Source organism: Microbacterium panaciterrae, assembly GCF_039541635.1.
GTDB classification, from domain to species: Bacteria; Actinomycetota; Actinomycetes; order Actinomycetales; family Microbacteriaceae; genus Microbacterium; species Microbacterium panaciterrae.
In genome coordinates this window covers 186,918-212,077 of the sequence record NZ_BAABGP010000014.1, presented here as the reverse complement: position 1 = coordinate 212,077, position 25,160 = coordinate 186,918, and the positions used below count along the sequence as shown (strand labels likewise).

At 70.4% G+C, this 25,160-nt stretch carries 21 protein-coding genes, 1 tRNA gene and 1 other RNA gene; 6 read left to right on the top strand and 17 right to left on the bottom strand.

What is annotated here, in order from left to right; genetic code table 11:
* Window positions 1–4 precede the first annotated feature (4 nt).
* Window positions 5–490, top strand: coding sequence for a DUF2871 domain-containing protein (locus ABD882_RS11070; RefSeq protein ID WP_345186910.1), 486 nt, complete (start codon window positions 5–7; stop codon window positions 488–490).
* Here ABD882_RS11070 and ABD882_RS11065 read toward each other — a convergent pair.
* From ABD882_RS11065 to ffs, 6 genes are all read right to left on the bottom strand, one after another.
* Window positions 456–1,424, bottom strand: coding sequence for a DMT family transporter (locus ABD882_RS11065; protein WP_345186908.1), 969 nt, complete (start codon window positions 1,422–1,424; stop codon window positions 456–458). The genes ABD882_RS11070 and ABD882_RS11065 overlap by 35 nt on opposite strands.
* Entirely contained in the window at window positions 1,421–2,014 is a 594-nt protein-coding gene (gene recR / locus ABD882_RS11060) for a recombination mediator RecR (RefSeq protein ID WP_345186906.1), read from the bottom strand. Before recR ends, ABD882_RS11065 begins: the two co-directional genes overlap by 4 nt.
* 38 nt (window positions 2,015–2,052) lie before the next feature.
* Window positions 2,053–4,287, bottom strand: coding sequence for a DNA polymerase III subunit gamma and tau (locus tag ABD882_RS11055; RefSeq protein ID WP_345186905.1), 2,235 nt, complete (start codon window positions 4,285–4,287; stop codon window positions 2,053–2,055).
* 208 nt (window positions 4,288–4,495) lie between these two features.
* The gene (locus ABD882_RS11050) at window positions 4,496–7,003 is read right to left on the bottom strand and encodes a glycoside hydrolase family 65 protein (RefSeq protein WP_345186903.1); all 2,508 of its coding nucleotides are present in this window, start codon (window positions 7,001–7,003) and stop codon (window positions 4,496–4,498) included.
* 24 nt (window positions 7,004–7,027) lie between these two features.
* Window positions 7,028–7,762: a beta-phosphoglucomutase family hydrolase gene (locus ABD882_RS11045; protein WP_345186902.1), complete on the bottom strand. Its 735-nt coding sequence runs from the start codon at window positions 7,760–7,762 to the stop codon at window positions 7,028–7,030.
* A 145-nt stretch (window positions 7,763–7,907) separates the two neighbouring features.
* Window positions 7,908–8,004: signal recognition particle sRNA small type (gene ffs, locus ABD882_RS11040), an RNA gene on the bottom strand.
* 116 nt (window positions 8,005–8,120) lie between these two features.
* On the opposite strand from ffs, the gene ABD882_RS11035 reads away from it, so the two are divergent.
* Genes ABD882_RS11035 through ABD882_RS11025 form a run of 3 tightly spaced genes read left to right on the top strand, consistent with a single transcriptional unit; the run spans window position 8,121 to window position 12,659 of the window.
* A complete protein-coding gene (locus ABD882_RS11035; RefSeq protein WP_345186900.1) occupies window positions 8,121–9,116 on the top strand; it encodes an AAA family ATPase in 996 nt (331 codons plus the stop codon).
* Window positions 9,113–10,384, top strand: a complete 1,272-nt coding sequence (locus ABD882_RS11030; protein WP_345186899.1) for a DUF58 domain-containing protein — start codon at window positions 9,113–9,115, stop codon at window positions 10,382–10,384. The genes ABD882_RS11035 and ABD882_RS11030 overlap by 4 nt, the downstream gene beginning before the upstream one ends.
* Window positions 10,371–12,659 carry a transglutaminase TgpA family protein gene (locus ABD882_RS11025; RefSeq protein WP_345186897.1) on the top strand — a complete coding sequence of 763 codons (2,289 nt, stop codon included), beginning with the start codon at window positions 10,371–10,373 and terminating at the stop codon, window positions 12,657–12,659. Before ABD882_RS11030 ends, ABD882_RS11025 begins: the two co-directional genes overlap by 14 nt.
* A gap of 13 nt (window positions 12,660–12,672) precedes the next feature.
* Here ABD882_RS11025 and ABD882_RS11020 read toward each other — a convergent pair whose 3' ends face one another.
* The 3 genes from ABD882_RS11020 to ABD882_RS11010 form a co-directional block, all read right to left on the bottom strand.
* Window positions 12,673–13,362 (bottom strand): DedA family protein, encoded by a 690-nt coding sequence (locus ABD882_RS11020; RefSeq protein WP_345186895.1) that lies wholly within the window; start codon window positions 13,360–13,362, stop codon window positions 12,673–12,675.
* Between the two features lie 143 nt (window positions 13,363–13,505).
* Window positions 13,506–14,402: an oxygen-dependent tRNA uridine(34) hydroxylase TrhO gene (trhO, locus tag ABD882_RS11015; protein ID WP_345186893.1), complete on the bottom strand. Its 897-nt coding sequence runs from the start codon at window positions 14,400–14,402 to the stop codon at window positions 13,506–13,508.
* 9 nt (window positions 14,403–14,411) lie between these two features.
* Window positions 14,412–15,866: an LssY C-terminal domain-containing protein gene (locus tag ABD882_RS11010; RefSeq protein WP_345186891.1), complete on the bottom strand. Its 1,455-nt coding sequence runs from the start codon at window positions 15,864–15,866 to the stop codon at window positions 14,412–14,414.
* 81 nt (window positions 15,867–15,947) lie between these two features.
* Here ABD882_RS11010 and ABD882_RS11005 point away from each other — a divergent pair.
* Window positions 15,948–16,035, top strand: a tRNA-Ser gene (locus ABD882_RS11005).
* A 64-nt stretch (window positions 16,036–16,099) separates the two neighbouring features.
* On the opposite strand, the gene ABD882_RS11000 is transcribed toward ABD882_RS11005, so the two are convergent.
* The 5 genes from ABD882_RS11000 to ABD882_RS10980 all read right to left on the bottom strand — a co-directional run bounded on the left by ABD882_RS11000 (window position 16,100) and on the right by ABD882_RS10980 (window position 21,249).
* Window positions 16,100–16,708, bottom strand: coding sequence for a GNAT family N-acetyltransferase (locus ABD882_RS11000; protein ID WP_345186889.1), 609 nt, complete (start codon window positions 16,706–16,708; stop codon window positions 16,100–16,102).
* Window positions 16,709–16,740: 32 nt separating this feature from the next.
* On the bottom strand, window positions 16,741–17,412 hold the full coding sequence (locus ABD882_RS10995; protein ID WP_345186887.1) for a phosphatase PAP2 family protein: 672 nt from the start codon (window positions 17,410–17,412) through the stop codon (window positions 16,741–16,743).
* Window positions 17,413–17,518: 106 nt separating this feature from the next.
* Window positions 17,519–18,487, bottom strand: coding sequence for a carbohydrate ABC transporter permease (locus tag ABD882_RS10990; protein ID WP_345186885.1), 969 nt, complete (start codon window positions 18,485–18,487; stop codon window positions 17,519–17,521).
* Window positions 18,487–19,707 (bottom strand): carbohydrate ABC transporter permease, encoded by a 1,221-nt coding sequence (locus ABD882_RS10985; RefSeq protein WP_425563362.1) that lies wholly within the window; start codon window positions 19,705–19,707, stop codon window positions 18,487–18,489. Before ABD882_RS10985 ends, ABD882_RS10990 begins: the two co-directional genes overlap by 1 nt.
* A 210-nt stretch (window positions 19,708–19,917) precedes the next feature.
* Window positions 19,918–21,249, bottom strand: coding sequence for an ABC transporter substrate-binding protein (locus ABD882_RS10980; RefSeq protein ID WP_345186881.1), 1,332 nt, complete (start codon window positions 21,247–21,249; stop codon window positions 19,918–19,920).
* A gap of 236 nt (window positions 21,250–21,485) precedes the next feature.
* On the opposite strand from ABD882_RS10980, the gene ABD882_RS10975 reads away from it, so the two are divergent.
* Window positions 21,486–22,502: a LacI family DNA-binding transcriptional regulator gene (locus tag ABD882_RS10975; RefSeq protein WP_345186880.1), complete on the top strand. Its 1,017-nt coding sequence runs from the start codon at window positions 21,486–21,488 to the stop codon at window positions 22,500–22,502.
* A gap of 125 nt (window positions 22,503–22,627) precedes the next feature.
* Here ABD882_RS10975 and rplL read toward each other — a convergent pair whose 3' ends face one another.
* The 3 genes from rplL to ABD882_RS10960 all read right to left on the bottom strand — a co-directional run bounded on the left by rplL (window position 22,628) and on the right by ABD882_RS10960 (window position 24,972).
* Window positions 22,628–23,008, bottom strand: coding sequence for a 50S ribosomal protein L7/L12 (rplL, locus tag ABD882_RS10970; RefSeq protein ID WP_345186879.1), 381 nt, complete (start codon window positions 23,006–23,008; stop codon window positions 22,628–22,630).
* 51 nt (window positions 23,009–23,059) lie between these two features.
* Window positions 23,060–23,548 (bottom strand): 50S ribosomal protein L10, encoded by a 489-nt coding sequence (gene rplJ, locus ABD882_RS10965; protein ID WP_345186876.1) that lies wholly within the window; start codon window positions 23,546–23,548, stop codon window positions 23,060–23,062.
* Between the two features lie 428 nt (window positions 23,549–23,976).
* A complete protein-coding gene (locus ABD882_RS10960; protein ID WP_345186875.1) occupies window positions 23,977–24,972 on the bottom strand; it encodes a hypothetical protein in 996 nt (331 codons plus the stop codon).
* Window positions 24,973–25,160: the final 188 nt, after the last annotated feature.

Below are 25,160 nucleotides of genomic sequence, written 5' to 3'. Positions count from 1 at the left end.
CAGCATGACCACTTCCTCCGACTCCGCCGCCCCGGCCTCCGCCGCTTCCCCCGCGCCCGCCGTGCAGCGCCGTGCGCTCACCCAGCTCTTCTGGGCATCCGTGACCTGGATCGCACTCGGCCTGATCATGGGCCTCTTCTACCGCGAGTTCACGAAGGCCCACGGTTTCCCGGACGGCTTCACCGGGCAGCTCGCCATCGTGCACACGCACCTGCTCGCCGTCGGCGCCCTGGTCATGCTGATCGTGCTGGTCCTGGAGAAGGCGTTCCGGCTCTCCGCGAGCAAGCTGTTCCGCTGGTTCTTCTGGATCTACAACGTCGGCCTGCTGCTGACCGCGGCCATGATGACGTGGCACGGCATCCTCGAGGTGCTCAAGGTCGAGGCGTCGAAGGCCATTCCGGGGATCGCCGGTGCGGGCCACATCCTCATCAGCGCGGGGTTCGTGCTGCTGCTGATCACCCTGTGGAAGGGGATCCGCCGGGCGTCGTGACCTCGGGCGGTGCGGCGGCCTGGGCCAGGGCGGCCGCATCGTCGGCTGCCCTGGGGCGCAGCCGTCCGCCGGTTCCGGCGAACCAGCAGCCGATGATCACCAGGGGGAACCCGATCAGCAGGCCCACGGTCAGCGGCTCGGTGAGCACGATCGCGCCGAGGATGATCGCGATGATCGGGTTGACGTAGGTGAACAGCGGCGCACGGACCGGGCCGACCTCCTTGATGAGGGCGAAGAACGCGAGGAACGCGACCGCGGTGCAGATCACCGCGAGCGCGATCAGCGCGACGATCGACGGCGCCGTCGGCACCTCGTGCTGCGTGAGCAGGGCGATCGGCAGGTAGAGGATCCCGATGAACAGCAGCGCGAGCGTGATCGTCCCCATCGAGGGCACGTCGCCGAGCTTGCGCGCGACGATGAACGGGGCCGTCGCGTAGAGCACGGCGACGAACAGCACCTCCCCCGCGGCGAGGAGATCGACCTTTCCGCCGGAGAGCCCGGGGCCCGCGACGACGACGCCCACGCCGACGAATCCGACGAGCAGGCCGATCAGACGTGCCGGCGCGAGCACCCCGCGATCCCCGCCGCCGAGCGCGATGAGCGCGGCGAACAGCGGGACGGTCGCGACCAGGAGCCCGGTGAGCCCCGACGGCAGCGACTGCTCCGCGTTGCCGAGGAGCAGGAAGGGTCCGCCCATCTCGACCAGCCCGAACGCGAGCACCCAGGGCCACACCTTCCAGGCGGCCTTCAGCGCGCCGCTCCGAATCGCGAACGGGAGCAGCAGGAGCGCGGCGATCAGCGTGCGCCCCGCGACGATGGACGGCGGCGAGAACGACTCCACCGCGATGCTGATGAACAGGTACGGCACGCCCCAGAGCAGGCACATCGCCCCGAACAGCAGCCAGCCGCGGCGGCCGAAGCCGGTGCCGCTCACAGGACGCGCCGGCCCTCGAAGGCGCGGCCCAGCGTGACCTCGTCGGCGTACTCCAGGTCGCCGCCGACGGGCAGGCCGGAGGCGAGGCGCGACACGGTGATCTGCATGCTGACGAGCAGACGGCTGAGATAGCTCGCCGTCGCCTCGCCCTCGAGGTTCGGGTTGGTCGCGAGGATCACCTCCTGCACCGTGCCGTCGGCGAGACGTGTCATCAGCTGCGCGATGCGCAGGTCGTCGGGACCGATGCCCGCGATCGGGCTGATCGCGCCGCCGAGCACGTGGTAGAGCCCGCGGAACTCACGGGTGCGCTCGATCGCCGCGACATCCTTCGCGTCCTCGACCACGCAGATGGTGGCCGCACTGCGGCGCGGATCGCGGCAGATCGCGCAGCGCTCCTGCTCCGAGACGTTGCCGCAGATCTCGCAGAAGCGCACCCTCTCGCGCACCTCGGAGAGCAGCTCGGCGAGCCGCTTCACATCGAAGGAGGGCGTCTGCAGGATGTGGAACGTGATGCGCTGAGCGGACTTCGGGCCGATGCCCGGCAGGCGGCCGAACTCGTCGATCAGCTCCTGGACGATGCCGTCGTACATCTAGATGGACCTCGTAAGTCTCAGGGAAGCGTCGTGGATCATTGGAACCGCGTCTGAGGCTCGTAGGCCTCTTCGCGCAGGAAGGTGGCACCGAGCACCTGACGGACCACGGCCTCGCCGTAGCGCTGGACGCCGGGGGCACCCGAGCGGGGTGTTCGCGCGGGGGCTGCGGCAGCAGGTGCCGCCGGGGCGGGCGCCGGCGGGGCGGGCACCGGGGTGTTCGGGATCGCGGCCGCGGGGACGGTCGCCGGTTCCGGAGCACCCCGGTACGGACCCGGATCCGAGTCGGGACCGGGGGCGTCGGCATCGTCCGGGAAGGGCGGTTCATCGTCGAGCACGTCTCCGTCGTGCACCGGCTCGTACCACCCCGAGGCGGGCATCGCCTCGACGTCGGCGGGCTCCTCGTCGACGGGGAGCTGCGCCACGAGCGGCGCGGCCGCGACGGCGACCGGCGTCGCAGATGCCGGCTCGGACGTCGACTCGGTTTCGGGGGCGTCCTGCGGGATCGTCGCGACCGCCCACTCCGTGACGGGGGCCGCGGTGGCGGATGCCCGACCGTTCGACGCAGGCGCAGCGAGCCCGGTGCCGCCGGGCGGGGACGGAACCGCGGGGGCAGCAGCCGGTTCGGAGGGTCGCGGGGCCTTCCCGCCCTCGTCTAACTTCCGCTCCGGAGCCTCCGCGGGCAGGGGCGCGGGACGGTACTTCACCGTCACCGCCAGCTCGGCCTCGATCGCGGTGCGCAGGTGATCGGACGGCCCGCTGCCGGGCGTCGTGCCCTTGAACCGCGCGACGTCGTTCGGGCCGGGGAAGCCGAGGGTGAGCACCTCGGTGTCGGCGGCGAAGGCCAGGGGCTGGACCGCGGTGACCACGAGCCAGGATCCGCGGCTGAGCTTCTCGACCCGGCCGAGCACAGCGGGCCAGACCGCGCGGATCCGATCGATGTCGACAGGAGCGGACGCGGCGATCGGGGCGGACGCGTCCTCTTCGGGGACGGCGACCGGGGCGGAGGCAGCCCGTTCGGGGACGGAGACCGGAGCGGGAACGGCCCGTTCGGGGTCGTTGAGCGAGGACGGCGAAGCCGACCGAGACGAAACGCGGCCATCCCCCGGAGCGACCACGGCCACGCCCTCCGCGGCCGGAGCGTCCGCGGCCGGCGCGAGCGCGGACAGCACGCGCGCCACGAGAAGTTCGAGGTGCAGGCGCGGAGAGGTCGCGCCCGTCATGTCGTCGAGCGCGGAGCTCACCAGGTCGGCGGCGCGGGAGAGCCGCACGCCGCCGAACGCGGCGGCCTGCGACCGCATCCGGGTCAACTCGTCCTCGGGTACGCCGCGCAGCACGGCGGAGGCCCCGTCGCCGACGGCGGCGATCACGATCAGGTCGCGCAGCCGCTCCAGCAGGTCATCGACGAAGCGCCGCGGATCCTGCCCCGTCTGCACCACCCGGTCGATCGCCGGGAATGCCGAGGCGGCATCCCCCGCGGCGAGCGCGTCGACGATCTCGTCGAGCAGGGCGGAGTGCGTGTAGCCGAGCAGCGCGACCGCGCGCTCGTAGGCGACTTCCACGGCCCCGGAGTCACTCGAGGGATCGGATCCGGCGATGAGCTGGTCCAGCAGCGACAGGGTGTCGCGAGGCGATCCGCCGCCCGCCCGCACGACGAGCGGCAGCACGCCCTGCGCAACGGTCACGCCCTCTTCTGCGCACAGCTTCTCGACGTACGCGAGCATCGCCGCGGGCGGCACCAGCCGGAACGGGTAGTGGTGCGTGCGGGAGCGGATCGTGCCGAGCACCTTCTCGGGCTCGGTGGTCGCGAAGATGAACTTGATGTGCGGCGGCGGCTCCTCGACGAGCTTCAGCAGCGCGTTGAAGCCCTGCGGCGTCACCATGTGCGCCTCGTCCAGGATGAAGATCTTGAACCGGTCGCGGCTCGGCGCGAAGGTGGCCCGCTCGCGCAGGTCGCGGGCGTCATCGACGCCGTTGTGGCTGGCCGCGTCGATCTCGACGACGTCGAGGGATCCGCCCCCGTCGCGGGACAGCTCGACGCAGCTCGGGCAGACGCCGCAGGGCGTGTCGGTGGGGCCCTCGGCGCAGTTCAGGCAGCGCGCCAGGATGCGCGCGGACGTGGTCTTGCCGCACCCGCGCGGGCCGGAGAAGAGATAGGCGTGGCCGACCCGATCACCGCGCAGCGCCGTCATGAGCGGATCGGTCACCTGCGACTGCCCGATCATCTCCCCGAAGTTCTCGGGCCGGTAGCGGCGGTACAGGGCTGTGCTCACCGGTCCAGCCTAGAGCGTGCCTCCGACATTGGGACCGGTGCGGATCCCGTCACCGCATCGGACCGCCGAAATGCCGCCGTCGGCGCGAGCGCCTGCCTCGGAGATGTGCGCTTCACGCGGACCGGATCCCGGGGATCCGTCCGAGCGAAGCGCACAAGTCCGAGCGAAGCGCACACGGCCGAACCGCGCCCAAACTCGGAGCGAAGCGTCACTCCCCCGATTCGCCGACGAAGCCGATGATCGGGATCGCGGACGTGGTGGGGACAGTCGGCGAAAGGATCGTGCCGTCCTCACGGCGCGATCGGGTGCCGAACTCCGGCCGGCCCGGGATGAGCGGGCCCTGATGCGTGAGCGGCACGTGCGCCGGAGCCGAGACCTGCGCGGTCCACTCCTGGCCGCGGACGAAGAACGCGACAGGATCGCCGGAGCGCACCTCGACGAGCAGCTCGCCGGCGGTCACGGTGACCTGCAGGGAGGATCCGTGCCACTGCAGCGGGAACGACAGCTCGGGCCAGTCGACCGGCAGGCGCGGGTCGAAGCTGAGCTCGCCGTCGTGGTCGCGCATTCCGCCGAAGCCGCTCACGAGCGCGGTCCACACGCCGCCCGCGGAGGCCACATGCACGCCGTCCGCGGTGTTGCTGTGCAGATCTCCGAGGTCGACGAAGATCGAGTGCAGGAAGTACTCGTATGCGAGATCCTGATATCCGACCTCCGCCGCGAGAATCGACTGCACCACGGCGGACAGTGTCGAGTCTCCCGTGGTCAGCGGGTCGTAGTACTCGAAGTCGGCGAGTTTCTCCGCCTCCGTGAAGTGGTTGCCCTGCAGGAACAGCGCGAGCACCACGTCGGCCTGCTTCAGCACCTGGAACCGATAGATCACCAGCGGGTGGAAATGCAGCAGCAGCGGGCGCTGCTCGGGCGGGGTCGCGGGCAGATCCCACACCTCGCGCTCCAGGAACAGCGAGTCCTGCGGGTGGATCCCCAGCGCCGGGCTGAACGGGATGTGCAGCGCGTCGGCCGCGCGCTCCCACTGCTCGACCTCCGACGGGTCGATCCGCAGGCGCTCCACAGCCGCCTCGTACGCCTCGGGCGCGTCGTCCGCCATCTCCCGCACGACCCGGGCGGCGAAGCGCAGGTTGTAGCGGGCCATCACGTTCGTGAACAGGTTGTCGTTCACGACCGTCGTGTACTCGTCCGGGCCGGTCACGCCGTGGATGTGGAACGTCGGCGCATCGACGCCGCCACGACGCCAGAACCCGAGCGTGGCCCACATCCGCGCGGTCTCCACCGCGATGTCGACGCCCTCGCGATGGAGGAACTCGTCGTCGCCCGTGGCGCGCACGTACTTGCCGAGCGCATAGCTGACGTCGGCGTTGATGTGGTACTGCGCGGTGCCGGCGGCGTAGTAGGCGGAGGCCTCCTCGCCGTTGATGGTGCGCCACGGGAACAGCGCCCCGCCCTCGTTCAGCTGGCCGGCCCTGCGACGGGCGGCGGGCAGCATGTGCACCCGGCAGCGCAGGGCGTTGCGGGCGAACCGCGGCGACGTGTAGGTGAGGAACGGCAGCACGTAGACCTCGGTGTCCCAGAAGTAGTGCCCGCCGTAACCGGATCCGGACACGCCCTTCGCGGAGACCCCCGCACCGTCGGCGCGCGCCGAGGCCTGCGCGAGCTGGAACAGGCACCAGCGCGTGGCCTGCTGCAGATCGTCATGTCCGGAGATCTGCACGTCGCTCCGCTCCCAGAACGCGGTGAGCCACTCGGCCTGCTTCGCGAACTGCGCCTCCACACCCTCGACGCCGGCCCGGTCCAGGGAGCGCCGGCAGCGGTCGATGAGCTCGCGTGCGGGCACGCCGCGCGAGGTGTGATAGCTGACGACCTTGGTCACCCGCGTCGGCACGCCCGCCTTGGCCTGCACCCGGAAGACGTTCTTCGCGATGTCCGGCTCGACCAGCTGCCGCGCGGTGTACTCGTTCTCGGTCTCGACGATGTGATCGGCGACCACGGCGAGGGTCATCCCTGAGTTCGCCACCCGGTAGGCGAGCGCCGAGCGCTCCCCCTCCTGCCAGTACTCGGCGGGCTGCAGCACCCGGTCGCCGATCCACTCCGCCTTGCGCGGGTCGAAGCCCGCCTCCTCGCCCGGGGATCCGACCGCCATCGACGGCACGCCGCCGTAGACGTCCTCACCGTCCTGGCGGTTCAGCAGCTGGCACGAGATCGTGACGGGGGCGTCGGCGTTCTCGACGGTCACCTCGAGGCGCAGCACCGCGAGGTGACGCTCCTCGAACGACACGATCCGCTCGTCGCGGATCCGCACCCGCTTGCCCGACGGGGTCTCCCAGAGCACCTCGCGCTCGAGGATCCCGGTGCGGAAGTCGAGCGACCGGCGGTACTCGCGCACGTCCGCCTCGTCGAAGCTCAGCGGCTCGTCGTCGACGTACACGCGCATGACCTTCGCGTCCGGCGCGTTCACGATCGTCTGGCCGACCTCGGCGAACCCGAACGCCTGCTCCGCGTGGCGGATCTTCCACGTCTCGTGCAGGCCGTTGATGAAGGTGCCGTGCTCGTGCGCGATGCGCCCCTCGATGTGGTTTCCGCGCAGGCCGAGATAGCCGTTGCCGAGCCCCATCAGCGTTTCGGACACGCCGGGATCCGTGTGCGGGTACCGGGTCTCGACAAGACGCCAGGGATCGACGGGGAAGAGGTCGCGATCGATCATGCAGTGCTCCGTTGCGGGGTGGTCTCAGGGAAGGAAACGGGCGAGGTCGTCCACGACGACGGTCGCGCCGTGGGCGAGGAGGGATGCGGATCCGGCGCCGCGGTCGACGCCGATGACCGTGCCGTACCCGGCGGCCGCGGCCGAGGCGACGCCGCTCGTGGCGTCCTCGACGGCCACCGCGACGGCGGGATCGACACCCACGCGCTCGGCGCCGACGCGGAACACGTCGGGCGCGGGCTTGGAGGCGAGGTGCTCGCGCTCGGCCACCACGCCGTCCACCACGACGGTGAAGAAGTCGCGGATGCCGGCGGTGGCCAGCACCTCCTCGGCGTTCTTGGAGCTGGACACGACCGCGAGCGGCACACCGTCCGCCCGCAGCCGCTCGAGCAGCGCCAGCGATCCGGGATACGGCGCGATGCCGTCGCGGCGCAGCGCCTCGGAGAAGGCGACGTTCTTGCGGTTGCCGATGCCGCACACGGTGTCGACCTCGGGGTCGTCGCCGACGGATCCCCACGGGATCTCCACGTTGCGGCTGCGCAGCAGGCTGGCCACCCCGTCGTAGCGCTTCTTGCCGTCGACGTAGGCGAAATAGTCCTCGTCGGTGAAGGCGGGCGTGATCCCCCACAGGGTGAACACCTCGTCGAACACCGCCTGCCACGCGTGCATGTGCACCTCGGCGGTCGGGGTCAGCACGCCGTCCAGATCGAACAGCACCGCCGCCGCTCGATGAAGATCGGGGAGGGCGGGGGTGTCGGGCACGGCGGAGCCTCCGGGTGGCTGAGAGCGGAATCGAGCGGACCGGCACGTCGGGGTGCCACACTGTCCAGGCTAGTGCGGAGGTGCACCCCACGGGAAGACGCCGCCGACCCGCATCCGCGGGACGCAGGATCGCCCCCCCGGGAACAGAAAAGACCCTCCGCGCACCCGGCAGAGCCCGGTTACCCTTGCTGCGTTTCCGCCCTGGGGGAGTTGGCCTGGGTGCCGTCACGCGGAGAGCCGAGGATCAGTCTACCCGAGGTCGCGGGCGGGACCGACCTGCGCCCGCCCGCCCCGTCGCCCCCTCCCCGCGTTACGATCGGAGACGCGGGCGCACCGCGGCGCCCGGCGAGAGGGACGCATGCACGCCACCGAGACCGCACAGGCCACGCACGAGACCATCGACGCCGACGAGTTCGCACGCCGGACCAGCGCGATCCTCGGTGCGATCACCGAAGTCATCGACGGCAAGGACGATGCGATCCGCAGCGCCCTGATCTGCCTGCTCGCCCAGGGGCACCTGCTCGTCGAGGACGTGCCGGGCGTCGGCAAGACCATGCTCGCGCGGGCGCTCGCGGCCAGCATCGACGCGACCGTCCGACGGATCCAGTTCACCCCCGATCTGCTGCCCGGCGACATCACCGGGGTGAGCGTCTACAACCCGGTCGCGCAGGAGTTCGAGTTCAAGCCCGGTGCGGTGTTCGCGCACATCGTGATCGCCGACGAGATCAACCGCTCCTCCCCCAAGACCCAGTCCGCGCTGCTGGAGGCGATGGAGGAGGGGCAGGTGACGGTCGACGGGAACTCGCGTCCGCTGCCGGATCCGTTCCTCGTGGTCGCCACCCAGAACCCGCTCGAGATGGAGGGCACCTACGCGCTGCCCGAGGCGCAGCGCGACCGGTTCATGATGCGGATCTCGATGGGCTACCCGGACGCCGCGGCCGAGACGCTGATGCTGCGCCAGCGCGACGTCGCCAACCCGCTGGACGCGATCCGCCCGGTGCTGGCCGCGTCCGACGTGCGGGCGCTGATCGGCTGGGCCCGCTCGGTGCACGTGGCGCCGGCGCTCGAGGAGTACGCGGTCGCCCTGTCGCAGGCGACCCGCTCCGACTCCAACCTGCATCTGGGCGCGAGCCCCCGCGCCACCCTGCAGCTCGTCCGGGCGGCCAAGGTGCAGGCGGCCCTGGACGGCCGCGACTTCGTCCTGCCCGACGACCTCACCGCGCTCCTGCCGGCCGTCTTCGCGCACCGGCTCATCCCCGCCCGCGGCCTGCACCGCGCCGGGGCGCGCCCGATCGAGGCGGCGCTCGAGGGGATCGTCCGGCGCACCCCCGTCCCCATCGGCCTGCCGCGGTGAGCCGCTCGGTCTCGGCGCCGGCGCCCGGGCGGCGGATGACCGGGCGCGGGGTGTCGGTGCTGCTGACCGGGATCGCGCTGGTCATCGCCGCGAACGTGTTCGCCGCGCCCATACTTCTCGCCGCGGCCGTGCTGCTGCTCGCGATGCTGATCCTGTCGGCGATCGTGGTGTTCGCCCCGCACCGGCGGGCGGTGGTGAGCCGCACGGTCGCGTCCGATCTGCTCACCGTGAGCGACGACACCACCGTGCGGGTGCGCGTGGACCTGCGCACGCTCCTCTCCGCTCCGGCCGGCCGCTGGCATGACGTGCTGCCGCCCGCGGTGCGCGGATCCTCCTCCGGCGCGTTCCCGCCCGACTCTCGGGAGACCGTGCCCGGCGGCGTCACCATGACCATGACCTATGCGATCAGCGGCGCGCGACGGGGCCTCGCCTCGCTCGGGCCGTTCCAGCTCACCACGACGGATCCGTTCGGGCTCTTCCGCCGCACCGACGAGCTGGGCGATCCGACGCCGATCACGATCGTCCCCGCCGTGCTGCCGCTGCCCCGGCTCGCCGACCGCACCGGCCGCGCCGGCGGCACCGCGCAGACCTCGTCGCATCGGCTCGGACAGGGATCCGACAACCTCTCGCCGCGGCGGTACGTGCCGGGCGATTCGATGCGGCGGATCCACTGGCGCGCCACCGCGCATCGCGGCGACCTGATGGTGCGCCAGGAGGAGCAGGAGTCCAGCCCCGACGCCCTCGTCGTGCTGGATCGCGCCGGCGTGCGGTGGGGACCGGCGGATCCGACGATGCCGGGCGCCGTGGCCGCGGGCTTCGGCGAGGAGGGCTTCGACCGGGCCGTGACGGCGTGCGCCTCGATCGCGCTGCACCTCGTCGATCACGGGTTCGCCGTCGACGTGGTCGATGCGACCGGCGTGCTCATCGGGCGGCTGCGCGGGGCGGAGGATGAGCGCGACGGGCTGCTCGTCGCGCTGGCCGGCACGGCTGCGCGCACCGGGGAGCGCGATGCCGGCCTTCCCGCGGCGAGCGAAGGGCATACCGTCGGCCCGCTGGTCATGATCACCGGGGCGCTGGACGCCGCCGATGCCGCCGCCCTCACGCACGGCGGCGCGGGCACGCCGATCCTGCTCGCGACCGCTCCCGGCGCCGATGCGCTGGCCGCGGCCGGCGCGCGGGGCTGGCGCACCGCCACGCTCGGCGACGACCCCGCCATCGCGTGGGCGAACACCGGCGCCGACGAGGAGCCCGCGCATGCCGGCACCTGACCACAGCGCGTACGGCGGACCGGCACGGGAGCGCAGCGGCTACTCCGGCCCGGTGGCGGCCGCCGCGCTCTGCGCCCTGGGCCTGCTCGTCGCGGTGTGGCCGCTGAGCGCGGTCGTGGAGCCCGGAGCGTGGAGCGCCGGCGCCGCGGCGGCCGCCGGATCCGTGATCCTCACCGGGCTGATCGTGCGGCTGCTCACCCGACGCAGTCCCGCATGGTTCACCCTTCCCGCCGTCCCGATCGCGCAGCTGCTCGTGGGCGCCGTCACGATCACCGTCTTCACGTCGGCGCAGACCGGGAGAGGCGGCCTGCTCCTCACGCCCCAAGCGCTCGATCGGATCGGCGCGCTGCTCTCGACCGCGACCGAGGAGATCCGCGCGGGCGTCGCGCCTCTTGCCGCCAGCCCCGCGGTCGCCGTCGCGGTCGCGGTCGTCACCGGGTTGCTCGCGCTCGTGCTGGATCTCGTGCTGGTCGCGCTGCGCGGCGGTCTCGTCGCCGCCGTGCTGCTGACCGCGGCGGGCGCGGTGCCGTCGATCATCGTGCACGAGGATCTGAACCCGGTGTGGTTCCTCGCACTCGCCGTCGTGATCGTGCTGTTCCTGCATGTGCGGTTCGGGCCGCAGGGATCCGGGCGTCCTGGCGCCGCGGGGCGCGCGACCGCACCGCCGATCCGCACCCGGGCCGTCACGACCGTCGTCGTGGGGGCGTTCTCCGTGGTCGCCGCGCTCGTCGTCTCCCCGCTGCTGCCGCTCTCGGCTTCCGGGATCGGCGCCGGCGGCGGGACCACGACCCTCAGCGCGACACTCGATCTCGGGCAGGATCTGCGCCGCCCCTCCCCCACGACGGCGCTCACGCTGATCAGCGACGACGGCATCGCCCCGTATCTGCGCATCGCGACGCTCTCCTCGTTCGACGGCAGCCAATGGCAGCCCGATCATCCCGCCACCGCGCCGCTCACGCAGGGACTCGAGGCGGTGACCGCGCCCGAGGGCGTGGCGACGCACAGCACGCACACCACCATCCGCACGACGGGCATCGCGGGTGCGTGGCTGCCCATGCCCTATCAGGCGACAGCTGTGCGCGGCGTCGGCGGCAGCTGGGTCGCGGCGCGGGAGAACCGCACCGTGGTCGCCGCGAACGCCGACGCCGCCGATCAGAACTACACGACCGACACGACGACCGTGGTGCCGACGCTCGCACAGATCCGCGACTCGACGGCCTCGGGATCCGATGCGCCGGCGGCGCTGCGCGCGCTGCCGAAGAACATGCCGGCGGTGATCGCGGCGGACGCGGAATCGGTCGCGGGCGGAGCGGGCACCGACTACGACAAGCTGATCGCCCTGCAGACCTGGTTCCGGGCCGGGTTCCGCTACTCGCTCAAGACGCCGGTCGATGAGGGCTTCGACGGCACGAACGTGCAGGCGGTCGCCACGTTCCTCAGCGTGCGCGAGGGGTACTGCGTGCACTTCGCGGGCGCGTTCGCGCTCATGGCCCGCTCTCTCGGCATCCCGACCAGGATCGTCGTCGGCTACCTGCCCGGCACCTCGACCGATCGCCGCTCCGACGACGGCAAGGTCGTGTTCGACGTCGGCACGGATCAGCTGCACTCCTGGCCCGAGGTGTACTTCCAGAACATCGGCTGGGTGCCGTTCGAGCCGACCGCGACACGCGGCGTGCCGACCGGGTTCGTCGACCCGACGGGCACGGGCTCCGGCCCGGACGCGACCGCGACCCCCGGTGCCACGCCGCAGCCGACCTCGACGTCGGCGGCGAAGGATCCGAACCGCTCCGACATCCCCAACGCGGGCGCCGCGGGAGCCGCTGTGTCGAGATTCGACCCGAGGCCGTTGCTGTGGGCCATCGCCGGCGTGATCGTGCTGCTGCTGATCCCGGCGGGGTTGCGTGCCGTGCAGGGCGCGCGGCGGATGAGCCGCGCCGCACGCGGGGACGCGGTGGCCGCCTGGGACGAGCTGCGTGCGATCCTGCAGGATCTGGGGCTCCCCGCCCCCGCTTCGGAATCCGCCCGTGCCCGCGGCGCCAGGCTGGTGCGCGACCGCGGAGCGGATCCCGATGCGGTCGCGGCGCTGGTGAACGCTGTGGAGCGCGCGAGCTACACGCGTCCGGGGGCGCCGGAGACCGGATCCGATCTCCGTGGCGCGCTCGGGACCGTGCGCGCCGGGCTGCGGGCGCACGTGTCCCGACGCGACCGGATCCGCGCGCGGCTCGCCCCGCGCTCGCTGCTCGGCGACCGGATGCTGGCGACCTCGACGTCCTGACGGAGGGGACCCGTCAGGATCCCTCCACCGGCTCCGGGCTCCGCGGCGCCTCCGCCGCCCGCGCGGTCGTGACCGCAGCCGTGGACGGCTGAGACGGTGCCGCATCGCCCCGGCGCCGGTGCCACCAGCGCAGCCCATGGTCGATCCCGACGCCGAGGATCACGGCGAACACGACCGCGATACCGACGCCGAGCAGCGGGTTGTCGTGCACCCACTGGCCTGCGATCAGCCCGATCGCGAGCGCATAGGCGACCCAGGTGACGCAGGCGAGCGCGTCGTAGAGGAAGAACCGGCGGTGCGGGTACCCGGTCTGGCCGGCGACGTAGTTGACCGCGACCCGTCCCCACGGGATATAGCGGGCCGTGATGATCAGGGCCGCGCCGCGCTTGTCCAGCTCATCGCGCGCCCAGTCGAACATGCGGTGCACTCGCGGGCGGCGCATCCACGCCCAGCGCTCGGTGCCGATCGTGCGGCCGAGCAGGTAGGCCATGTTGTCGCCCGCGATCGCGCCGATCAGTGCGGTGAGCCCCAGCAGCACCAGATTCGGTTCGCCGCTGTGCAGCGAGAGCGCGGCGAGCGCGACCAGAGCGGTCTCGCTGGGCAGGATGGTGGCGAAGCCGTCGATGAAGAAGAACACCAGCAGCACCGGGAAGAGCCAGAGCTGACCGGCGGCGTGCAGCAGCCAGACGTTCAGCAGTTCCATGCGGGGGCGCTCCTGCGGCGAGGACGGACAAGGGGATCGCTCTCACGCTACGCGGGCGACGCCCGGCCGTCGTCATACCAGAGGGTGATGTTCCGCGTTGTTCATCTCGGCCGTTCCGGGCGGCGGCTGGCGGCTGGTCCGGCTCAGGCGCGGCCGGCGTGCTCCGCGCACGGCACGCTGTCGCACGCCGCGCACACCACGTCCTGGTGCCGGCACGACGGATCGGGGCAGTTCGCGGTGCGGTTGGTCGCCGTCCCGCACCCCGCGCAGACCCCGATCAGCGCGGCGTGGTCGCTGAAGTCCACGGATCCTCGTCCGTCGAACACGTACAGCGATCCTTCCCAGAGCCCGTCGTCGCCGTACTCCTCGCCGTAGCGCACGATCCCGCCGTCGAGCTGGTAGACCTCGCCGAACCCGCGCGAGCGCATCAGGCCGGAGAGCACCTCGCAGCGGATCCCGCCGGTGCAGTACGTGACGACCGGGCGGCCCTTGAGGTCGTCGTAGGCTCCGGAGTCCAGAAGTCCGACGAAGTCGCGGGTCGTCTCGGTGTCGGGCACCACGGCTCCGCGGAAGCGCCCGATCCCGGCCTCGAGCGCGTTGCGTCCGTCGAAGAACACGACCTCGTCGCCGCGTTCGGCGACCAGCTCGTGCAGCCCCGTCGGGCTCAGCCGGGTCCCGCCGCCGACCACCCCGTGCTCGTCGACGCACAGCTCACCGGGCGCCCCGAAGGAGACGATCTCGTCGCGCACCTTCACGCTGAGCTTCGGGAAGTCGGCGCTGAAACCGGCCGCATCGACCGCGGTCCCCTCGCTCCACTTCACGTCCGCCTCGCGGAACGGCGCATAGGAGCGGAACGAGCGCAGCCACTTCTTGACCGCGGGCAGGTCGCCGCCGAGGGTGCCGTTGATTCCGTGCTCGGAGATCAGGATCCGCCCGCGCAGGTGCAGTGCGTCGCACAGGTCGCGCTGCCAGAGCCGGATGGCCTCGGGATCCGGCAACGGGGCGAACGCGTAGAACAGCACGATCTTCGGGGTGGGCACCCAGCGATCCTAATTCGACTGGGAGCGCCGCCGGGCCCAGGCCCCCGCGGCCTCGCTGGAAAGCGCCAGCAGTGCGAGGCACTGCAGCGACGCGGAGAGCAGCGTGCCGTTGAACCCGAGCGCCAGCCTGCCGTCGAGATAGTCGATCGCGGTGGAGAGCACGCCGATCGCGAGCAGCACGAGCAGCACGGCGCGGGAGCGCCGCCCCCGCCGCAGCACGAGCCACGCCATGACGAGCTGGGCGACGACGATGGCCGCCGCGAAACCGAGGGCGCCGAACAGCACGGCCCGCGCGAGATCCGGTCCGTCCGTGACCGTCGTGCGCACGGTCGGATCCGTCGCCGCCGTCACGATCAGGGCGCCGAGGTCGATCAGCCCGCCGAGCACGACGACGCCCACCGCGAAGAAGATCGCGAGCGGCGCGCGCCGCATCGACCGCTCCGCCGTGGTGCGCAGGGATTCGCCGTGCCCCTCTCCTGCACGCTGAGCGGCGGGGTCGGCGTCGTCGGTGCCAGCGCCGGGGCCTGCGGATCCGGCGTCCGTCGCGACGGCGGAGACGTCGAGGATCGGGAGATGCCCGTCGGTGATGAACCGGTCGCCGCCGCCGTTGCGCGAGTGGTAGCCGGTGGTGAAGTCGGGAAGGTCGCGGATGCGCACGGCAGGATCGGCCTCGCGTGCGCTCTGCACGACGAAGTCGCGTTCGATGTCGGTGTTCTCGTCGATGCGGTGCGTCACCTGCAGGGTGAACAGGCTGAGCCCCACATCGGTGTCGTACGTGCCGGCGCCGAGCCAGTCCGCCTGCGCGCCGCCGGGCAGCAGCCAGCCCGGCGGGCAGTGCCAGAAGCGCACGTGATGGCGCTGCTTCGGATTGCCCGCCACCTCCTGCTGGTAGGCGACGTCGTGCCGGCGACCGAACAGCATGAGCGGCGACACGGGCGCGGTCGGATAGCTGCGCCGGGTCAGAGTCGACACGATGATCCCCCAGGTCGACGCCGCGGTGATCTCGTCGGCGCGGTGCCAGCCGCCGCGAGTCATCACGGCATCGAGCTGCAGGGCGGATCCGTCAACGCCGAGGTTGACCGGATCGCCCAGCAGACCGTCCGCGGTGCGCGTGCGCCCGAAGAAGTAGTCCGGCACGTAGAGGTCGCTCAGCAGCTTGTGCAGCCGGGGCAGCACCAGGTAGGCCATGATCGCCCACACCGGCAGGAAAAGCAGCACCGACCAGGGATAGCGGAACCCCTGGATCGAGATGATGCCCGCCAGCCAGACGGCCGAGACGGTGCCGACGAGGAATGCGATCCGGTCGAAGACCGTGGAGGACGGCAGCGGCTGCTGCATCTGCAGCGCCCACCGTCGCCGCGACGGATGCTGCTCGTCGCCGCGCGCCCCCTCGTCGCTGGTCCCCGCGGGCTCGGATCTCTCAGTGCCGGTCACCACGTGCCTCTCCTTCGCGGTCTTCTTCATCCTGGCACGCCTCGCCTGCCGGCGGATGCCCGTGTCCGGGAGGGCTCAGGGGATCGGATAGGATGGTCAGGTTGTCTTCCTGGTGACGTGTCCGAGCGGCCGAAGGAGCACGCTTGGAAAGCGTGTGTTGTGCAAGCAACCGCGGGTTCGAATCCCGCCGTCACCGCCAGGCAGAAGGGCCTCCGCACATGCGGGGGCCCTTCCTCATTCACCGGCTCCGAGGTGCCCGCGACTCAGGGCGCCGGGATCCGGATCCCGTAGGTCGTGCTTCCGTCGCCGGATGCGAGAAGCGCGAACCCGAGCCGCTCGTAGAAGGCGCCGGCCGGGGCGTTGTCAGCGTTCATGGAGAGATGCAGCGCGGGCACGCCGCGGCGGCCGAGCTCGGCGAGCAGCGTGTCGATGAGGCGGCGGCCGAGGCCCTGCCCCTGGGTCTCCGGCAGCAGATCGATGTGCAGGTGCGCGGGGTATTCGCGGACGATGGCGTCCTCCCGCGGCACCATCCGGTCGCCGTAGCCGAGGAACTTGTCCTGGGCCGTGGGCTCCGCGGCGCCGGAGCGGCGGTAGCGGTGCACGCGAGACGGCCACCACTCGTCGCGGAACCACGCCGCGAACGCATCCGTGTCGTCGGTCGCCACGACGTAGCCGATGACACGACCGTCGTCCGACTCCACGACCCAGCAGAGCTCCGGGTCGCGCACGCCGTAGGGCACCGCGAACAGGTCTCCCCAGAGCGCGTCGTCCTCGAGCATGCCCGTCGCGTCCTTCCCGACATCGGCGGTCTTCACGCACACGTCATACAGGCCGTCAGCATCGGCGGCACGGTAGGGGCGGATCTGTGCCACGGAAGCTCCTCGGGATCGCGAACCCGTTCAGCCTATCGACCGTGCGCGGGCGGACCGCCGATGCCGCGGTCGCGCGGGATGTCCTCCCCCGCCTCGCCCGGCATCCCCACCCGGCCCACCCAGCGCCACAGCACCGCCGCGGCGATCAGCGCCACTCCGCCGCCGACGAGCGCCCCGCCGACGGTGTCGCTGAACCAGTGCACGCTCAGCACCGTGCGGGAGAAGCCCATGGCGACCACCCAGACGGCGCCGCCGATCGCGGTCGCGACCGCCGGGAACAGGAACCACAGCACGATGGCGACCGTGGCCGCATTCGCGGTGTGCCCGGAGGGATAGGATCCGAAATCCGACGCGATCAGCAGATCCTCCGGCCGGGGCCGACCCAGCAGGTGCTTGATGAGCTGCACGACGGCCGCGCTCGCGACGAAGGCGGCGAGCGCGTAGACCGAGGCCCTCCAGCCCCGCAGCAGGCCGACCAGCGCGATCCCGAGCGGGACCACGAACGTCGCGAACCAGCCGCCGCCGAGGAAGTTCATGACCAGCGCGAAGCCGATGAGCGGGTCGGAGCGCCATTCCCCCATCTCCAGGTTCCAGGCATCGTCCCACGAGACGATGAGCCCGGGGCGCAGGATGACGAGGGCGCCGACCATGGCCGCCACGGCGACCGCGGCGATTCCGGTCCACAGCGCGATCCGTCGTGTCATCCGGCCATTCTCCCCCGGATCCGGTCCTGAGCCAGTCGAAGTCCGGTCCCTGAGCCTGTCGAAGGGTCCGGGGCGACGCTTCGACAGGCTCAGTGAACGGAACGACTCAGCCCTTCGTCGCGCCGGCCAGCAGGCCGCGGACGAAGAAGCGCTGCAGCGCGAAGAACACGATGAGCGGGACGATGATCGAGATGAACGTTCCCGCGGACTGCAGGAACCACTTGTCTCCCCACGACCCGGACAGCGAGTTCAGCGTCTGCGTCAGCGGCAACGACGAATCCGGCGCGAAGATCGTCGCCACGAGCAGGTCGTTCCAGACCCAGAGGAACTGGAAGATCCCGAACGAGGCGATGGCCGGCATGGCCAGCGGCAGGATGATGCTGAAGAAGATCTGCCCGTGCCCCGCACCGTCCACCCGTGCGGCCTCGACGACCTCGGCGGGGATCTCCGCGATGAAGTTGTGCAGCATGAAGATCGCCAGCGGCATGGCGAAGATCGCGTGCGCGATCCATACCGTCGCGAAGCTGTGATCCACGTCGCGCAGCGTGAAACCGGGGAAGATCTCCGTCCCGAACAGCGTGAGGCCGCGCGAGAACAGCGAGAGCAGCGGCACCAGCGCCATCTGGATCGGCACGATCTGCAGCGCGAACACGAACACGAACACGAGGTTCTTGCCCTTGAAGTTCATCCACGCGAAGCCGTAGGCGGCGAGCGACGCGATGAAGATCGGGATCACCGTAGCCGGGATCGTGATCGCGAGCGAGTTGATGAACGAGGCGCCCAGGGTCAGCGCGGTGCCGCCCGAGGTCAGCGCGTCGGCGTAGTTCTGCAGCGTGAACGACGGGTTCACGAAGACCGTCCACCAGCCCGTGCTGTTCGAGTCGGCTCCCGGGCGGAACGACGTCACGAACAGTCCGAAGGTGGGCAGCGTCCAGAAGATCGCGATGATCACCGCGGTGATCGTGGCGCCCCGCGACGTGAGCCGCTTCTGCGCGTTCGCCTCGTGGCGGCGGGTGTCGCGCTCGACCTGGCGCTTGGTGCGGTCGTCGGTGACGACCGCCTGCGTCGCACTCATCAGCGGATCTCCCTCTGCTTGGCCATCTGCCGTGCGTTGTAGATGATCAGCGGCAGCACGAACAGGAACAGCACTACGGCCAGCGCCGAGGAGTGTCCGTAGCTCTGGAAGCGCTGCTGCTGGTTCACCATCTCGAAGCCCAGCACCGTGCTGTTCGCCCGGCCGCCGGTCATCACCGCGACGATGTCGTACACCTTGAGCGAGGCGATCGTGATGGTGGTGAGTACGACGATCAGCGACGAGCGGATCCCCGGCACCGTGACGTTGCGGAAGCGATCCCAGGCGTTGGCGCCATCCAGCGATGCCGCCTCGAGCTGCTCGGTGGGCACGGCCTTGATCGCGGCGGAGAGGATCACCATCGCGAACCCGGTCTGGGTCCAGATGAACACGATGAGCAGGCAGATCGTGTTGACCAGGGGCGTGGTGTCCAGCCACGAGATCGGCTTGCCGCCGAACAGCGTGGCGATCGCATTGAGCAGTCCGATCTGGTTGCCCTGCCGGTAGTCGTAGATGAACTTCCAGATGATGCCGGCGCCGACGAACGAGATGGCCACCGGCATGAACACGAACACCTTGAGGATCTTCTCGCCGCGCGCCCGGTCGATGAACACGGCGTACGCGAGACCGAAGACCGTCGACACGATCGGGGCGATGAGCGCCCAGATCAGCGTGTTGATCACCGACCAGAAGCCCTCGGGGTTCGTGAAGGTCCAGGCGTAGTTCTCCAGCCCGACGAAGTCCTTGCCGGTCTTGTCGAAGAACGACTGGATCACCGTGCTCACGGCCGGATAGATGAGGCCGATGATGAGCAGGATCGTGGCCGGAGCCATGAACAGCACCAGCTGCAGCGTGTATCCGGCACCCTCTCGCGCTCGGTAGTCGGCGAAGAACAGCAGGCCGCCGGCGATCAGCGCGATCGCCATGACGTAGATCACGGCGTTCTGGTACGGCCGCAGCATCATGAACGCCAGGACGGGGATCACGAAGCAGGCGACCAGGCGGAGCCAGAAATAGCCCCTCCCGCGACGCGGCGCGTATTCGATGAGCAGCAGCAGGATCGCGGCCACGGCGCCGAAGACGACGAGCACGATCGGGATCTGCAGCAGCGGATTCAGTGCGCCGATCCAGATGAAGAAGCTGTTCAGCGAGAAGCCGATGGTGGTCGGCTTCACGGTGTCCGAGGAGCCGGCGAGGATCAGGGCGAAGAAGATTCCGACCATCGCGACGGCGCCCACGATCAGGGCGCCGACGGTGAGGGACCGGGATCCGGTCGTGCGGCCGGTTCGCGTGGAAGCGGTCGCGGTGGGATGCGACATGTGGACCCCCTTCTGGGTTCGACGTTGAACTCTGTCAGGACCTGCCCGAGGGGAACGGCGGGGCCGCCCGCCAGAGGCGGACGAGCCCCGCTGTCCTCTCAGGTAGTGCTCAGACTAGTTCTTGTAACCCGCCTGGATGTCGCTGAGCACCTGGTCGGTCGGCTTGCCGTCGATCCAGCTGACCATGCCCTTCCAGAACGACCCGGAGCCGACGGTGGCCGGCATCAGGTCGGAGGCGTCGAAACGCAGCGTGGTCTTCGGGTCCTGCAGCGTCTTCATCGCGTCCTGCAGGAACGGGCTGGAGGCCAGCGACGCGTCTGCGTTCTTGTTCGCGGAGATGACGCCGCCCAGCTTCACGCGCGCGTTCGCGAAGTCGGCGGACGACATGAACTCGAGCACCTTCTGCGTCGCGGCGGTGTCGCTGAAGCCGGCGACGAACTCGCCGCCACCCTCGATCGTGTTCTCGCCGGCCTTCATGCCCGGCAGCACGAACGCGTACACGTCGCCGTCCGCGGCGACCTTGGGCGCGGCTCCCGCCTTGGTCTTCACGTCGAGGAAGTTCGACGAGAGGAACGAGGCCTGGTGCGTCAGCGCGCAGGTGCCGTCGGCAACCTTGGCCGCGACGTCCGCGAAGGCGGTCGAGTTGATGCTCTTCACGTCGCCGAAGCCCGCGTTGACGTACTTCGGGTCGAGCAGGATCGTGCCCACGGCGTCGAAGGCCTGCTTGATCTGCGGGTCGGTGAACTTCACGTCGCCGGAGACCCACTTGTCGTAGACGTCGGTGCCGCTCTGGCGCAGGACGAGGTCCTCGATCCAGTCGGTGCCAGGCCAGCCGGAGGCGTCACCCGAGGCGAAGCCGGCGCACCAAGGTGCGGTGCTGGTCTTCTCCTGGATGGTCTTGGTCAGCGTGAGCAGGTCGTCCCAGGTCTTCGGGACCTCGACACCCCACTCCTTGAACTTGGCCGGCGAGTACCAGACGTAGCCCTTGACGTTCGCGAGCATCGGTGCGGCGTAGAACTTGCCGTTGAACGTGCCGTAGTTCTTCCAGTCCTTGGACCAGTTCTTGTCGACGTTGGCCGAGACCGCCGCGGGGGCGGTCTTCACATCGCCGGTGTCGACCAGGCTCTTGAGCAGGCCGGGCTGCGGCACGATCGCGATGTCGGGTGCGCTGCCACCGGTGACCTTGGTGACGATGTTGCCCTCGAAGCTCTTGTCACCGGTGTAGACCACCTTGATGCCGGTGTCCTTGGTGAACTGGTCGAAGGACTTGTTCAGCAGGTCCGCCTCGGATCCCGTGATGCCGCCCGAGATCTTCACGGTCTGCCCCTTGACGGACGAACCTCCGCCGGACGAACTGCCGCCCTCGGCGCATCCCGCGAGCGCGAGACCCGAGACGGCAAGCAGCGCCAGAGGTGCCAGCAGGCGACGTCGCTGAGACATTCCCATACGTTTCTCCTTTGAATCACGCGGAAACCAGTTTCTCCGCGCTGGGGGCTCCTCCCAGGAACCGCTTCCAGGTGACACTAATGACCTTTGCCTGCTTCCCGCAACGTTGATCTGGTCACAACTGCATAACCGAAGGGTTCGAAGGCGGAGCCTCGTGGGAGCGTTTTCAAGGAACCGGTTCCACAAAGCCCTTCTGATCGCTAGGGTGGGGGAATCCGTTTTTCTAGGAGGACGCAGTGACCGGGATCATCGATGTCGCGCTGCGTGCGGGCGTTGCGAAATCGACGGCCAGCCGCGCGCTGAGCGGGAACGGGTACGTCTCCGCGGAGACCAGGGAGCGCGTCGAGCGCGCGGCACGAGAACTCGCCTACTCCGCGCACTCCAGCGCATCCAGTCTCGCGACCGGACGCACGTCCACGATCGGCGTGATCATGCCGATGGCCGACCGCTGGTATTTCGCCGAGCTGCTCAGCGGAATCCAGCGGGCGCTCGTCGACGACGGGCTGGACCTCGGCCTGTACGGCGCGACCGAGGGCAGCGCGGAACGCGCCCGGATGCTGGACCACGCCCTCGCCGGGCGACGCTTCGACGGCATCATCGCCGTCTGCCTGCAGCCCGGCGCGCATGAGCTCGAGCGGCTCACGGAGACCGGCCTGCCGCTCGTCTCGGTCGGCCCGTTCTCCGAGCGCGCCGACACCGTGACGATCGACGACGTCGCGGCCTCCCGGGTCGCCACGGAGCACCTGATCGACCTCGGGCACGAGGACATCGCGTTCCTCGGCGACGAACCGGATGCCGACCGGTTCAGCTTCGGCGAGCGCAAGCGCCTGGACGGCTACTGCCAGGCGATGATCTCGGCGGGACTCGATCGCCGGATCCGTCCCGTCACCACCCGCTCGACGATCCCGGAGGCGTTCGAGACGTCGGCCGCGCTGCTGGCGGACAAGCGGCACCGCCCGACCGCGATCGCCGCGGTGTGCGACGAGGCGGCGATCGGCGCGATCCTCGCCGCGCAGCGCCTCGGCATTCCCGTGCCCGGTGAACTGAGCGTGACCGGCATCGACGATCATCGCTACGCCGAGATGTTCGCCCTGACCACGATCCGGCAGTCACCCAAGGAGCAGGGCGCGGAGGCGGTGCGGCTGCTCCGTGCGCGGATGCAGGATCCTCAGGCGCCGCTCGGGCACGTGGTCGCGCCGGTCTCCCTGGTCGCGCGGGCATCGACCGCGGTACCACGCAGCGACGCCCGCTGAGGATCCGGCACGGCGCGGTCTCGCCCCGCTCTCATGCCGTGCTCCCAAGCCGTGCTCCCGCCCCGCACACGCACGAAGGCCCCGGGAGAACCCGGGGCCTTCGCGGAGCGTCGGTGAGACGAAGGTTACTTGAGGGTAACCGTCGCGCCAGCCTCCTCCAGAGCGGCCTTGGCCTTCTCGGCGGCCTCCTTGTTGGCGCCCTCCAGGACGGCCTTGGGGGCACCGTCGACGACGGCCTTGGCCTCGCCGAGGCCCAGCGAGGTGAGCTCGCGGACCGTCTTGATGACCTGGATCTTCTTGTCGCCGGCAGCCTCGAGGATGACGTCGAAGGAGTCCTTCTCCTCGACCTCTTCCGCGGCACCCGCGCCACCGGCGCCGGCAACGGCGACGGGAGCAGCAGCGGTGACGTCGAACTTCTCCTCGAACGCCTTCACGAACTCGCTGAGCTCGACAAGGGTCAGGCCAGCGAACTGCTCGAGCAGCTCTTCGGTGTTGAGCTTCGCCATGATGTATCTCCTAGATTGATGGGGTTTGTGGGACGAAGACCTGCAGGGCGCTCACGCGGCCGCTGCGGTCTCCAGCTTCTCGCGAAGGGCATCGATGGTGGCCGCAGCCTTGCCCATCGTCGCCTTCATCATGCCCGCGGCCTTGGCCAGCAGAACCTCACGGCTCTCCAGCGAGGCGTACTTGTCGACCTCGGCGGCGCTGAGGGTGTTGCCCTCGAACACGCCGCCCTTGATCACGAGAAGCGGGTTGGCCTTGGCGAAGTCACGCAGAGCCTTCGCAGTGGCGACGAAGTCGCCATGCACGAACGCCACGGCAGACGGACCCTTGAGGTCGTCATCCAGCGACGTGATCCCCGCGTTGTTCGCGGCGATCTTGGTCAGCGTGTTCTTCACCACGGCGTAGCTCGCGTCCTGACGGATGCTGTTGCGCAGCTGCTTGAGCTGGGCAACCGTCAGACCGCGGTACTCGGTCAGCAGGACGGCGTTCGAGTTCTCGAAGTTCTTCGTGAGCTCGGCAACCGATGCATCCTTCTGCGCCATGGTCACTCCTTGGTGGGTACGGGATGCTCCACGGCGGTGGAACACCGGCCTCGACCGCCGCGCAGCGCTCTGCGGGCAAAGAAAAACGCTCCGGCGCAAGCGCACGGAGCGGGAGACCCAGAATCCTGGATGATCGTTCGTGACACCTGCGCGGGCCTCTGCGTCTCGGATCCGGGGATCCTGCAGTGCTTCGATCGCCCCGCACTCGCATGCACGACGATGACCGGCGGTCTTCGGTTATGCCCAAGGTTACGCGATCCCCGACTCCCCACCAAATCCGCCGTGGCTCGCGCGGCCGTCTGCGGGCCCCCTGCGTCCGTGCACCCGCGAGTGCACGGCCTGTTGCCGAGTGCACCGGCTGTCGACGTGAAGAGGCGGTGCAGTCGGCACCATGCCGTGCACTGGGATCCTGGGCATCCACGAGCTCGTCACGGGGCGACGATTCCGAACGCCTCCAGGCGGCGGCCGAGGGCCAGCGCCGTGCGAATGTGATCGGACTCCCAGCGGGCGAAGCGCGACTGTGTCGTTCCCCGGATCCAGTCCTCCCGCCTCTTCTCGTCGAAGAGCACCTGCTCGAGTGTCCGACCCGACCGCATCGCCTCGTCGAGATACTTGTCCTTGCCGTCGAACTCACCGAATCCGTCCACGCCGACGAACCGGAAGTCGACGTAGTAGGTCGTGCCGTCCGGGCCCGCCACGGGGGCCTGCAGCACCGGGGGCGCGAAGCCCAGCCGATGCAGCTGCAGGCGGCTGACGCTCTCCCCCGGCAGCTGCGCCCGGCCATCGCTGAAGTCGGCGACCCAGCGCGCCCGGCGTACGCCCCGCGATCCCGCGGCGTTCGCCAGCCTCGTCTGCAGCCCGCGGCGCCACGACACCACGGAATCGATGTCCCATTCGCGCAGGCGTTCGCCCATCTTCCGCTCGGCCGCATCGGCGAGCGCCACCCCAGCTTCCCGTGGCAGGGCTCCGGTCAGGTCGAACACGGTGCGACTGAGCGACGTGCAGCGGATCCCGTCGATGACGACGACGTCCTCGGCGGGAAGGTCGGCGACGTGGCGCTTCACGTCCGGGGCGCTCGAGATCCGCGCCGAGGCCTCCGTCGTCATGTGCACCCGCACGCAGTCGATCCGGTACAGCGGGAGCCTCCAGAGCACCGCCGCGGACGTGTGCGACATCACCGCGCCGCCGGTCGCATCCCTCGCCACGGCGATCACATGCGCACGATGGCGCTCTTCGGGCCACAGCGCCTCGCGATCCTCGGTCGCGATGTACCAACCGCGCCGGATACGGAAGAGCACCCCGTGGCGCACGGCGTCGGCGATGCGCCGATCCGTCCAGCCGTTCAGGACGAGGTCGTTCCGCGAGCGCACCAGCTGCTCCAGCTGAGGCGCGTGCGGGAGAGGGATCGCGAGGGCTGAGGACATCCTTCAGCATGTTCCGGCGCATGCGCGACGAGGAGCGCGATCACGCACTCCGTGCACAACCCGGCCGAGGGCGCGCCTGTGCGGAACCATGACAGGAGAGGCCACGGTGCACGGGATCCTGCCGAGTGCACCGGAAGATCGCGTCAACAGGCCGTGCGTTCGGCAGAATCCCGTGCACCTGCGGCGCC